Below are 11,809 nucleotides of genomic sequence, written 5' to 3' on the forward strand. Positions count from 1 at the left end.
GTAAAATCAAATATTCCTTTTCCATGATATTTGATTCGAAACAAAGGAAAAGCTAGCGTAAACGTTAGTTTAAATATTAATCAGGCGTTCTTCTTTGTGTGATTTTTATCTCCATCGCCATGCAATCGTGGTATCTTCAATGTGGATTGCTGGAATGCCGATTCCTAAATATTTCTCTTCGTTTTCATCGAAAACGGACCAATTTTCATCGTCTAGAAATTCAGGGTCAATACTTTCAAAGCCAAAAGTACTGTCTTCGTCTACCATTTCACGAAAATATTCTTGATAGGGTTTACTATTATCATTTAAATGTATTGTTCCATACATCCATGGTGTTTCTGCAAAAATGTCTCTGATTTCACCTATTTCAGTATCTTTAAAGTATAATTTCATATTTGCACCCTCTTATTCATGAATTTTGAAATAGTCTTTTGGTATCTCGCCTTTTATCAAATACTCATTATCTCTTTTTGTCCACTTTAGAGCGAGTTTTTTCCGATGAGGTGTTGTTAGTCTATCCTGCTCAATTAAACGTTCGAAATCGAATAGAACGGTATAAATTTTAGTTAAATGAAGAAATCCTGCTCTTGTGAGTCGGATTTTCTTTTTTTATATTTAAAATAACATTGTCTTTCTTGAATATGAAATTATGAATAGATAGGAATTAATTCTTGTGGCTCCACTTTTACTATTCATGTTAAAAGTCTAAATCTTTTTCATTACCATCATAATCTACTAGTAATGATCCTTCGTCTAAGGTATCCATTAACCATTCCACCAAACCATTCCATGATCTAGAAACGCTGTGAGTCTCCCTATCCCATTGTATTACCGTTGCATCGTATCCATTGCTTGATTCTAAGTCTATACATATCGAGTCACCATAGTTTAAATCTGCGATGATTAAATACGTGTCTGGCATCTTTGTCGGTCTTCGTTCTTTTTTAAACGAATCATTTAGATAAGAGCCACCACGCTGTTTTGGGCCCTGAGCAGCTGTATGAATTTCTGACAGGACTGTTCCAGGTATAAATAATTCTCCACCATTACACACTTGGACAAAATCTTTATATATATCAGGAATTTGAATGTTAAGTTCATTTTGAAGGCTTGTTATATCTTCTAAGTTAATTCCATTGTTTAGGGTGTGAATGCCATCTACATATTTATTAACTTCCTCAAAAAATGGTTGTAAATGATTGTTTTTTGAATAATATTTTCTTAGCATAAAACCATCTCCCTTTATTCATGTTTCCAAGGCACAACATCTCAAATCTAGATACATAAAGAAATCCTGCTCTTGTGAGTCGGATTTTCTTTTTTTATATATAAGATAAGATTGCCTTTCTTATATATAAAATTATGAATAGATAGGAATTAATTCTTGTTTAAAATCTTCATACATACCTAAAGCAATTTTTAAAATTTTTTCTAAGCTGTCATAATCGCTAAATAGTACGGGCTTAATTCTAGTATCTGGAGAAATTAAAAGTCTTGAATATAGACTCCATGGACTACCTAATCTTAGTTCATCATTATGATAAACTACCCAAGTAAAATCCAGAACGTTTACTTTAATACCAATATGAAAATAAAATAAATTTTCTTTTTTATCACCTAGTTCTCCAACTTTTAAAAACTTTTCTTTTTTATCATAAACTGATTTATAACCTAGCTTTTCAAGTATTTGTTGAATTTCTTCAATATTGGGATTAGGAATGATTTCTTCGGCATCATAATTTTCTCTCGAAAAAGAAGAAAGTTCTGTGTATCTATTAACAAAGTCAATTTTTTTAAGTGCTGTTTCTATTTCAGGTTTTAATTTTAAGTTCATAATTAATTCTCCTAAAACCTTAAGTCTGTCCTTGTTTTTTAGTCATTACTTCATGTATTTTTAAGGTGAAATTATGAATAAATAGGAATTAATTCTCGCTTGAAATCTTCGTACATTTCAAAGGCGATTTTCATGATTTCTTTGAGTTCATCGTAACTGTGGAAGCATGGACGAAGTATTTTTTCTGTATCATTTGATAATATTGCTACAAACATAGCCCATGGATCTCCAGCTCTTATTGCACCATTATGTCGTGCAGACCAAATAAACTCAACAAGGCCATGTTTTAAACTAATATTAAATCTAAAAGTATAGATGTTTTTATTCTTGACCTCACCAACAATAAAAAAGTTTTCTTTTTTCATAAAACGAGCTTTATAGCCAAGAGACTCAAATACTGCAATTACTTTTTCGTTTTCATAGTTTTCAAATGTGTTTTCTCTATCTGGAAATTGTTTTGATAATGCTTTATATCTCTGAATAAAATCAATTTTCTCAAGTACCTCTTTAATTTCGGGTTCTAAATCATACGCCATCAATTATTCCTCCATAAATCTAATATCAATATCATATTTTTCTTTTGCTAGCTTGATATATTCATCTATTTTTTTGAATTTTTTATTAGATGTTGGAATCTCTAAAATATGTCTTCCTTCTAGTAACTTTCCATCTATTCTCTCATATACAAGAAAATAATACCAATTTAAGGAAGGGGTTGTAAATTGAATATTCTAATAATTTGACAGTTAAAGAGATACTTGTTCATTAAGTTTTTTTAATCTTATTCAGATGCTCGGGTGATGAAGAGGTTTTTAAGTTGAATGTGAATAGAAAAAGGGAAGGTATAGATTATGTACAAATAAATACGTTGTAAAAATAATGTTAACAAAAGGAGAGTACAGCAAAGAAAAATGAATTATGGGGTAGGTTTTTATTAATGTGGATAAAAATGGATGAAATTTTAGAGAGAGGGCTAAGTTTTATTTTGTTACATTGTTCCGTTTTTATACATATACAGGCTATATTCAATAAAAAAAGCCCAGGCCCCTTGATAAACAAGGTTCCTAAGGCTTTTAATAATACTCTTTTCAGAGTACCGAGATTAACGAGAGTAGAACTCTACGATTAATGCTTCGTTGATTTCAGCTGGTAACTCAGCACGCTCAGCGTGACGAGTGTAAGTAGCTTCTAATTTGTCAGCATCGAAAGTTAAGTATTCTGGTACGAAGTTGTTAACTTCGATCGCTTCTTTAACAACAACAAGGCTGTTAGATTTTTCGCGAACGCTGATAGTTTGACCAGGTTTTACACGGTAAGATGGGATATCTACGCGAGCGCCATCAACCATGATGTGACCGTGGTTTACTAATTGGCGAGCTGCACGACGAGTGCGAGCTAAGCCCATACGGTAAACTAAGTTGTCAAGACGAGCTTCAAGAAGGATCATGAAGTTTTCGCCGTGCTTACCAGGCATTTTACCTGCTTGGTCAAATGTGCGACGGAATTGACGCTCAGTCATGCCGTACATGTGACGAAGTTTTTGTTTCTCTTGTAATTGTAAACCGTATTCTGAAAGTTTCTTACGTTGGTTAGGACCGTGAGGACCTGGTGCGTAAGGGCGTTTTTCTAATTCTTTTCCTGTGCCGCTTAGAGAGATTCCAAGACGACGAGACAGTTTCCAAGCTGGACCTGTATAACGAGCCATAGTTGACTCCTCCTTTAAAAATGTTTTTATTTACGTAAAATAAAAACAGACGTAATCGATATTTACGGGCATTTTGTTTTCATGTACCTTCGCTCCAGCAGCAGGGAGTTACGAGATACACCTCCGTAGAGGAACAAAATACAAACGATAAACTCACATTACAAGGCTGCCTTTTTATTTTACACAAACGCTATTATATCTTTTACCCAGAGTTTCGTCAAGCAAGTACGTTTTTGTTTTATGCATAAAAATTTTGGAAATTAATATAAGAAGGAATTTAAAACAATATAGAAGAAGAGATAGAAACACAAATAAAACGCTTACATAAAATGAAGGAAAACGTTCATCAAATTTTTATGGATGAATATGCGGCAATAAAAACATAAGGGGGATGTTTTTATGAAAAAGAAGCATATGGAGACAGCGTTAATTCATCACGGTTATAAACCTGAGGAACATAAAGGAAGTTTAACACCACCTTTATTTCAAACTTCTACATTTACATTTGAGACTGCGCAGCAAGGAGAGGCGAGTTTTGCGGGAGTGGATCCATCTTATATTTACTCACGGCTTGGAAATCCAACTGTGAAATTATTTGAAGAACGTATGGCGGTGTTAGAAGGAGGAGAAGAGGCACTTGCCTTTGGATCTGGTATGGCAGCTATTTCAGCGACTTTAATCGGTTTTTTAAAGGCTGGAGATCATATTATTTGTTCAAATGGATTATACGGATGCACGTACGGTTTTTTAGAAGTGTTAGAAGAAAAATTTATGATTACGCATTCGTTTTGTGATATGGAGACAGAGGTTGATATTGAAAATAAAATTCGCCCAAATACAAAGCTTATTTTCGTTGAAACACCGATTAATCCGACAATGAAATTAATTGATTTAAAACAAGTGATTCGGGTTGCAAAGCGAAATGGCTTACTTGTTATTGTTGATAATACATTTTGTTCACCTTATTTACAAAGACCGCTTGAGCTTGGCTGTGACGCTGTTGTGCATAGTGCGACAAAATATATTGGTGGTCACGGTGACGTTGTAGCAGGCGTAACAATTTGTAAAACGAAAGCATTAGCTGAAAAGATTCGCCCGATGCGAAAGGATATCGGCGGTATTATGGCACCGTTTGATGCGTGGTTATTATTACGCGGGTTAAAGACGTTAGCAGTAAGAATGGATCGTCATTGTGATAATGCAGAAAAAATTGTATCGTTCCTAAGAAAACATGATGCGGTAGAAGGTGTTTGGTATCCAGAAGGGGAGTTAGCATCTCGTCAAATGAAACGCGGGGGCGGTGTTATTTCTTTTTCAGTAAAAGGCGGAAAAGAAGAGACGCAAGCGTTTATTAATGATCTTCACTTTATTACAATTGCGGTGAGTTTAGGAGATACAGAAACGTTAATTCAGCATCCAGCAACGATGACGCACGCTGCGATTCCAGCTGAACTAAGAAAAGAAATGGGCATTTTCGATAATTTAATACGCTTATCAGTCGGTTTAGAATCGTGGGAGGATATCGTTTCTGATTTAGAGCAGGCATTAAAGAAAATATCTACTGTAAATCAATGAAAAAAGAGTGAGCTATCGGTTTTGTACAGGGCGTACTAAATCGATAACTCGCTCTTTTCTTTTTACATATGTTTTAGGAGTGTTTCCACAAACTTTTCTAAATAGCGCTGATCTACTTCATCAAAACGATTCTTTTCAGGACTATCAATGTCAAGTACACCAATGACAGCTCCTTCTTTCACAATCGGTACAACGATTTCTGAATTAGAAGCACTATCGCAAGCGATGTGACCTGGGAATTGGTGAACGTCTGCTACAAGCTGTGTTGTTTTCGTTTCAGCTGCTACGCCGCAAACGCCTCGTCCAAATGGAATGCGTACGCAAGCAGGCATTCCTTGGAACGGTCCAAGGACAAGCTGATTTCCTTCTGTTACGTAAAAGCCAACCCAATTAACGCGATCTAAAAATTGGTTTAATAATGCGGACGCATTTGATAAGTTTGCGACTACGTTTGATTCGCCAGTTAATAACGCATCCAGTTGTTTAATTACTGTCTCATATTGCTGCACGCGAGATCCTGCATAACTTTCTTTAGTAAACATGGAAACAGCTCCTTTTTTATCGAGATGTGTAAAATATTAGCAAAATACGATGTATTTCACATGACTTTGTCGATAGAAAATTAAAGGAATTTGTCTTAAAAGTCAAGAAATTTAAACTATAGCTGTTCAGTGAGGGGAAGTGAGCGCATGAAGCAGACGAAACAAAAAGTAATTGATGCGGCAATATCGTTGTTTAATACGAAAGGGTATGATGGAACATCGGTGCGAGACATTGCAAAGCGAGCGGATGTGAATGTAGCGAATATTTCATATTATTTTGCTGGGAAGCAAGGTTTATTAGAACAGCTTATTACTGATTTTTTAGAAGGATATATTCATGTGATTGAAATGTCGTTTGAACAGAGAGAGTATTTGTCGGCTAAAGATGTGATGGTGCAAATGGTGCGCGGGATTTTACGATATCAATTTGAAAATAGAGAACTAACACGTTTCTTCTACCGAGAGCTTTCGCTTGATACGACATTAATTCGTGAAGTGATGACCGTTTATTTTTCTAAAGAAAGATATTATATAGAACAAATGATTAGACAAGGACAAATGAAACAAGAATTTCAGAAAGTATCATTTACAATGTTTATGACGCAATTAAAAGGTATGATAAATATGCCGTTTTTATATCCACAATATATATCAGAAGTACTGCATTCTTTCCCGTCTGAGACATTTTTCATAGAAATGTACACGAAAGAGATTGAGCAATGGATGGAACAAGCATTATGTAAGGCGAATATGTACCATGAATGGCCAAGAGCTGTTCATATGTAAAGAATCCCCACCTAACGAACTGAGGTGGGGATTTTTATGTTTACTTTTCTTTGCCATAAATTGTTACATAATAGCGCGATAATTGTTAATGCAGCTCCAGCGATTTCAATTTTATCGACTGTATAACCTCGAAAGATAGAACCGATCAGTGCAAGGATAGGAACTAAATTCATAAATAATATGCCGTTAATAGATGAAATATAGCGATTTCCCATATTCCAGCAAAATACAGCGATAACGCCTGCGATAATCGACATATAAAAGAGCTCAAAACGAACGCTCACAACTGTACGCAGTGACGGCATAGTAACTATATTTGTGTACGTTAAGAAAGTAACAATAACGATGAGTGAAATGGAGCCAAATAAACAAGTTAATGTCGTGTACCTAAGTGGTGACCAAGATTGAAAACGAGCACCCCCGTTTGTATAAATGACCCAGCAAGTAACGCCGCATAGCATCAATATGTTTGTTGATAAGTGGCTTGCAGCTCCAAATAATAAGTGAATATTTCCTTTTGAAATGACAAGCATAACACCAAGTAATGCAACAAACATACAAAGGAATGTGTAGTTTTGTGGGCGGCGATTTTTCGTTATCCATTGCAGTGATAAGGCAATCAGTGGCATAAGGGATTGAATCATAGCTGCATGGATTGCTCCGGAAGGTCCGGCAAGTTGTTGTCCGTAGAAAACGAGAAAACCATACCCCGCAAAACCGACTGTCCCGTAAAAGAATAGAGAAAGTGTTCTTTTTTCTAAGCGGAGTGAAGTCTTTCCTTCAGTAATTAATAGCAAAATAAGAAAAATAATAGCTGCTGATCCATAGCGAATCGTTGTGAAGAAGAATGGATCGATAAATTGCAGAGCATTTGCCATTACAGGAAACATAAATCCCCAGGCAGTGACAGCGAGTAAGCATAGAAAGGATCCGAGTAGCATTTGTTTTTTGTTCAAGAGTATCTTTCCCCTTTACATTTCGTTATAGTAAGTTGATGAAATAAGTATAAAGAGTAATTGTTTATAGGAGGAAATATCGATTTCTTATAACGGTTATAACTTTTTGTTAGAGGTGTGTACGATGGATTTGGAGGCAGTACGATCGTTTATTGAAGTGAAGCATACGCGAAGTTTATCAAAGGCAAGTAAGATTTTACATATATCGCAACCAGCGCTTAGTAAACAAATTCAAAAGTTAGAAGCGGATTTAGAGGTTACGTTACTTAAGCGTTCTGCGCAAGGAGTAGAGTTAACGGAGGCAGGAGAGTTATTTATAAAAAGAATGTTACCGATTTTGGAGCAAATAAATGAAGTGAAAACAGAAATGAGGGGGTATCAAGAGAACCGGAAGTTTTCAATTGGTATACTACCGAGTTTAGCGGAGCATTACATATCAGAATGTAAAGATATATTAGGTGATGAGTTCGAAGTGGAATGGCAAATCGGGCATACGGAAGTATTAAGAGATTTATTTAAAGCGCGGGAGATTGACGCGATGTTCATCGATTCAGTAGTAGAAGGTGCTACGTATATAAAAGAAGTGCAACAAGAGAAAATTGTTTGTGCCGTTTCAAATAATCATCCGTACAAAGAGAAGATAGTCATTCAAATAGAAGAGCTGCACAATGAAAAATTAATTGTATATCCAGAAATATGTGATGTAAGGAAAATGATTATGAACATGTTTCATGAAATAGGTGTAAAACCAACTATAGCTGTGGAAACATCTTACGCAGAACCGATGCTTGCAATGGTAAAAGCTGGCCTTGGTATCACGTTACTTCCAGAAAGGGCAGTGGAGCAGTCTGTAAGGCAAGGAAATGTACATGTAATTTCTGTTGAACCACCACTCATGCGGAAAATTTATTTCGTATCCCATACGAAAGATTGTTTGTTATTACAATCATTTGAGGATAGGTAGTGAGGTAGGCGGAATATTGAGAAAGATTACAATCACATTGAAAGAAACATGAAATTTTAAAAAAAACTAGGTCAAAAACAAACCATTACATGGTATGATTAGTACATTGTTAGTTGTTAAATATAGGGGAATTCCCTTTTTATACATAATGCCTTCCATTTCATAAACGGAACGGACAAAAAAAGAGATATAACTAGGAGGCTTTTTTGCATGGATTCTATCCTGACGATCGTTATCATTGTAGTAAGCTCTATTCTAGTGCTGCTCATGATAGAGCTTGTGATAAGAAATCGTTCATATAAAGATATTGAAGCACTGGAGCAGTGGAAACAAGAGATAAAAGATAAACCTGTGGCAGATGAACTAAAACGGGTAAAAGATTTAAACATGACGGGTCAAACAGAAGAACTGTTTGGTAAATGGCGTGAAGAATGGGATGAAATTGTATCAACAACCCTTCCGAAAGCTGACAAAGATTTAGCGCAAGCGCGAAAATTCGCCTCGCAATTCTCCTTCCGAAAAGCAAAGCATGCGATGAACGAATCCATAAGTGGTTTAGATGAAGCTGATAATCGTATTACGGACATTTTAAATGAATTACAGCAATTGTTAGAAAGCCATGAGAAAAATAGCTCGGAAATTGAAGGGTTACGTGATACATATCGTAGTATGAAAAAGAGTGTTCTTGCTCATAGACATATGTATGGAGCAGCAGAGCAGAAAATCGAAGAGATGCTAGACGCTGAATCTGAGAAATTTAAAACCTTTGAAGAAGCAACAAACAATGGCGACTATTTAAAAGCGAGAGAAATTGTTATTAGTTTGGAAGAAGGTTTAGCAGATTTAGAAATCATTATTCACCAAATTCCAGATTTATTGGTAGAGTGTCAAGCGACGTTACCAGTTCAGCTGGAAGATTTATTACACGGACATAATGATATGGTAAGACAAGGTTATGTATTAGATTATTTGGAAGTCCCTAAAGAAGTTCGCGATATGACGAAACAACTACAAACATGTTTAATGGATATACAGGAGCTTCATATAACAGAAGCGGCTGAAAAAGTAGAAAATTTAAAAACACGTTTAGATGGCTTCTACGATCAATTGGAACAAGAAGTACATGCGAGACATTATGTGGAGCAAAAAACACTTTCTGTTTACGATGACTTAGAAGAAATGCGTATCGAAACGATTGAAACGAAAACAGAAACACAACTTGTAAAACAAAGCTATCAGTTACAAGATAAAGACATTGAGTCTCAAAAAGTAATTGAAAAGCAAATGCACATTTTAACGAAACGTTTTGAAATGCTACAATTACGCGTTGCAGAACAAGATATTGCCTTCTCTATTATTCGTGAGGAACTAGAAGAGGTTTATGAGCAATGTGAAACGTTAAAAGTACTTCATGCAGAATATAAAGAAATGCTGCAAGCGATGCGCAAAGAAGAATTTGAAGCACGTGAGAAGTTACAAGAAATGCGAAATACTATTTTCGAAACGAAACGCTTTATGCAAAAGTCGAATTTGCCAGGTCTTCCAGAGAGTATTATGGAAGATTTAAAAAGAGGGCAAATGGCAATGCAAGCTGTATATGAACAATTAGAAGTGAAGCCGTTAAATATGAACGCTGTAAATAGCAGTTTAGAAGAAGCATACACAACTGTGAACGGTGTGGCTGAAATGACAGAAGAGTTAATTGGACAAGCATATTTAGTGGAAAAATTAATTCAGTACGGTAACCGTTACCGTAGTCATGATGAAAACCTAGCAGAAAGTTTAAATTATGCTGAGAAATTATTCCGTGAATATCAATATGATGCAGCTTTAGAACAAGCGGCTTCAGTATTAGAGCAACTTGAACCTGGCGTTGTTCAAAAAATAGCTGAATATGTAGACAATGAACAAACCCTTTCATAAAAGGGTTTGTTTTTTTGTGTAATTTTGCAGACGATGTTGCTATAATGAATAGCGGAATACAGCAAGGTTATTCGTTTCAAAATAAAGTGAAACTGTAATCAGTAGGAGGATTCATCCCCATTGATTACTAGCCTTCACCAATCGGGCATTTACGGACAGCCCGACTCCTACCTAACTTCTTTGCTCTAACTGGATTTTGAGGTGAGAGTCTTATTGCCCGTTCATGCGGGATAAAGTGAAACTGTAATAGGAGGGCATCCTCGACAATTATTAGCCTTCACCAATCGAGATAAAACGGAACCTTTGCGTAGTCTTAGCGTAATGACACGTATTTATGATATGATTATACGATGTGATAGCGCTGAAAGGGGAAGAACGATGATCTATTTTGATAATAGTGCGACGACGAAGCCATATCCAGAAGCTCTTCAATCGTATGTGACGGTTGCTGGGAAATATTTTGGTAATCCTTCTTCTATTCATTCGCTTGGAGGAGAGGCAGAGCGTCTATTAACACAATCAAGAACGATTGCAGCGCAGCTTCTTCGTGTTAAACCTTCTGAAATTATTTTCACATCAGGTGGAACAGAAGGGAATAACCTTGCGATTAAAGGGATAGCGATGAGGAATCGTTCGCGCGGCAAACATATCATTACAACAAATATTGAACACGCGTCTGTGTTTGAGGCATATAAGCAATTAGAAGAACTCGGGTTTGATGTAACATATTTACCGGTTAACGAGCATGGTGTTGTGTCGGTAGAAGATGTGAAACGAGCACTTCGTGAAGATACGATTCTTGTGTCAATTATTCATGTGAACAACGAAACTGGAGCAATTCAGCCCGTTGCTGAAATTGGAACGTTATTATCGAATCATCCGAAAATAAGATTCCATGTAGATCATGTACAAGGGATAGGGAAAGTACCGCTTGATTTATATGCGTCTCATATTGATCTTTGCTCAATATCTGGACATAAATTCCACAGTGTAAAAGGAACGGGTCTTCTATATGTACGCGATGGTGTAAGATTAGATCCGATTTTATCAGGTGGTCAACAAGAGCTTAAGTATCGCTCTGGTACAGAGAATTTACCTGGCATTGTAGCGATGGTGAAAGCACTTCGCATGACAATGGAACAAGTGAAAGAAAAGGTAGCTCATTTGCAAAGTTTACAAGCAGAGCTTGTTCGTTTCTTTAAAGAAATGGAAGATGTAACGATTAACACGTCGCTTGCATATGCAGCACCGCACATTTTAAATGTATCATTTGTTGGTTTAAAACCAGAAGTAGTCGTTCATGCTTTAGAAGAACACGGTGTATATGTGTCAACGAAATCTGCTTGTTCTTCAAAAGCAAATGAAGTGAGCAGAGTGTTAGTGTCAATGGGAGTACCGCATGCAGCAGCTGCAAGCGCTATTCGTATTAGTTTGGCACCAGAAAACACAATGGAAGAAGTAAAACGATTTGAAGGTATTGTAAAAGAGACGATGCCAAAATTATATGAAGTGATGAGGTAAAGA

At 36.0% G+C, this 11,809-nt stretch carries 12 protein-coding genes; 5 read left to right on the plus strand and 7 right to left on the minus strand.

From position 1 onward, the window contains the following. Positions 1-105: 105 nt before the first annotated feature. From MR136_RS00515 to rpsD, 5 genes are all read right to left on the minus strand, one after another. Positions 106-393, minus strand: a complete 288-nt coding sequence (locus tag MR136_RS00515; RefSeq protein WP_000780767.1) for a hypothetical protein — start codon at positions 391-393, stop codon at positions 106-108. Positions 394-697: 304 nt separating this feature from the next. Beyond that, positions 698-1,228 (minus strand): SMI1/KNR4 family protein, encoded by a 531-nt coding sequence (locus tag MR136_RS00520; RefSeq protein ID WP_000944939.1) that lies wholly within the window; start codon positions 1,226-1,228, stop codon positions 698-700. Between the two features lie 132 nt (positions 1,229-1,360). Continuing rightward, positions 1,361-1,834, minus strand: a complete 474-nt coding sequence (locus tag MR136_RS00525; RefSeq protein ID WP_001049760.1) for a hypothetical protein — start codon at positions 1,832-1,834, stop codon at positions 1,361-1,363. A 71-nt stretch (positions 1,835-1,905) separates the two neighbouring features. Beyond that, the gene (locus MR136_RS00530) at positions 1,906-2,370 is read right to left on the minus strand and encodes a hypothetical protein (RefSeq protein WP_000312819.1); all 465 of its coding nucleotides are present in this window, start codon (positions 2,368-2,370) and stop codon (positions 1,906-1,908) included. A 566-nt stretch (positions 2,371-2,936) separates the two neighbouring features. After that, positions 2,937-3,539 (minus strand): 30S ribosomal protein S4, encoded by a 603-nt coding sequence (rpsD, locus tag MR136_RS00535; RefSeq protein WP_000135315.1) that lies wholly within the window; start codon positions 3,537-3,539, stop codon positions 2,937-2,939. 399 nt (positions 3,540-3,938) lie between these two features. Here rpsD and megL point away from each other — a divergent pair, with 399 nt between their 5' ends. Then, positions 3,939-5,114, plus strand: coding sequence for a methionine gamma-lyase (gene megL, locus MR136_RS00540; RefSeq protein ID WP_063220471.1), 1,176 nt, complete (start codon positions 3,939-3,941; stop codon positions 5,112-5,114). A gap of 62 nt (positions 5,115-5,176) precedes the next feature. Here megL and MR136_RS00545 read toward each other — a convergent pair whose 3' ends face one another. Continuing rightward, the gene (locus MR136_RS00545; protein ID WP_000494340.1) at positions 5,177-5,656 is read right to left on the minus strand and encodes a GAF domain-containing protein; all 480 of its coding nucleotides are present in this window, start codon (positions 5,654-5,656) and stop codon (positions 5,177-5,179) included. Positions 5,657-5,803: 147 nt separating this feature from the next. Here MR136_RS00545 and refZ point away from each other — a divergent pair, with 147 nt between their 5' ends. Further along, positions 5,804-6,442 (plus strand): forespore capture DNA-binding protein RefZ, encoded by a 639-nt coding sequence (gene refZ / locus MR136_RS00550; protein WP_000814921.1) that lies wholly within the window; start codon positions 5,804-5,806, stop codon positions 6,440-6,442. A gap of 11 nt (positions 6,443-6,453) precedes the next feature. Here refZ and MR136_RS00555 read toward each other — a convergent pair whose 3' ends face one another. Further along, on the minus strand, positions 6,454-7,398 hold the full coding sequence (locus MR136_RS00555; RefSeq protein ID WP_001036052.1) for a DMT family transporter: 945 nt from the start codon (positions 7,396-7,398) through the stop codon (positions 6,454-6,456). Positions 7,399-7,522: 124 nt separating this feature from the next. On the opposite strand from MR136_RS00555, the gene MR136_RS00560 reads away from it, so the two are divergent. From MR136_RS00560 to MR136_RS00570, 3 genes are all read left to right on the plus strand, one after another. Continuing rightward, the gene (locus tag MR136_RS00560; protein WP_000362528.1) at positions 7,523-8,362 is read left to right on the plus strand and encodes a LysR family transcriptional regulator; all 840 of its coding nucleotides are present in this window, start codon (positions 7,523-7,525) and stop codon (positions 8,360-8,362) included. 210 nt (positions 8,363-8,572) lie between these two features. Beyond that, on the plus strand, positions 8,573-10,285 hold the full coding sequence (gene ezrA, locus MR136_RS00565) for a septation ring formation regulator EzrA (protein WP_242259223.1): 1,713 nt from the start codon (positions 8,573-8,575) through the stop codon (positions 10,283-10,285). 378 nt (positions 10,286-10,663) lie between these two features. Beyond that, positions 10,664-11,806, plus strand: coding sequence for a cysteine desulfurase family protein (locus MR136_RS00570; protein WP_061457760.1), 1,143 nt, complete (start codon positions 10,664-10,666; stop codon positions 11,804-11,806). The last annotated feature ends 3 nt before the right edge of the window (positions 11,807-11,809 follow it).

This window comes from Bacillus cereus group sp. BfR-BA-01311, assembly GCF_022664295.1.
In the GTDB taxonomy this organism is placed as follows: Bacteria; Bacillota; Bacilli; order Bacillales; family Bacillaceae_G; genus Bacillus_A; species Bacillus_A cereus.

Bases quoted from the DNA above. Each gene is read 5' to 3' on its own strand.
- MR136_RS00525 (WP_001049760.1), bottom strand. From the start codon at position 1,834: ATGAACTTAAAATTAAAACCTGAAATAGAAACAGCACTTAAAAAAATT.
- MR136_RS00515 (WP_000780767.1), bottom strand. From the start codon at position 393: ATGAAATTATACTTTAAAGATACTGAAATAGGTGAAATCAGAGACATT.
- MR136_RS00545 (WP_000494340.1), bottom strand. From the start codon at position 5,656: ATGTTTACTAAAGAAAGTTATGCAGGATCTCGCGTGCAGCAATATGAG.
- megL (WP_063220471.1), top strand. From the start codon at position 3,939: ATGAAAAAGAAGCATATGGAGACAGCGTTAATTCATCACGGTTATAAA.
- rpsD (WP_000135315.1), bottom strand. From the start codon at position 3,539: ATGGCTCGTTATACAGGTCCAGCTTGGAAACTGTCTCGTCGTCTTGGA.
- refZ (WP_000814921.1), top strand. From the start codon at position 5,804: ATGAAGCAGACGAAACAAAAAGTAATTGATGCGGCAATATCGTTGTTT.
- ezrA (WP_242259223.1), top strand. From the start codon at position 8,573: ATGGATTCTATCCTGACGATCGTTATCATTGTAGTAAGCTCTATTCTA.
- MR136_RS00570 (WP_061457760.1), top strand. From the start codon at position 10,664: ATGATCTATTTTGATAATAGTGCGACGACGAAGCCATATCCAGAAGCT.
- MR136_RS00520 (WP_000944939.1), bottom strand. From the start codon at position 1,228: ATGCTAAGAAAATATTATTCAAAAAACAATCATTTACAACCATTTTTT.
- MR136_RS00530 (WP_000312819.1), bottom strand. From the start codon at position 2,370: ATGGCGTATGATTTAGAACCCGAAATTAAAGAGGTACTTGAGAAAATT.
- MR136_RS00560 (WP_000362528.1), top strand. From the start codon at position 7,523: ATGGATTTGGAGGCAGTACGATCGTTTATTGAAGTGAAGCATACGCGA.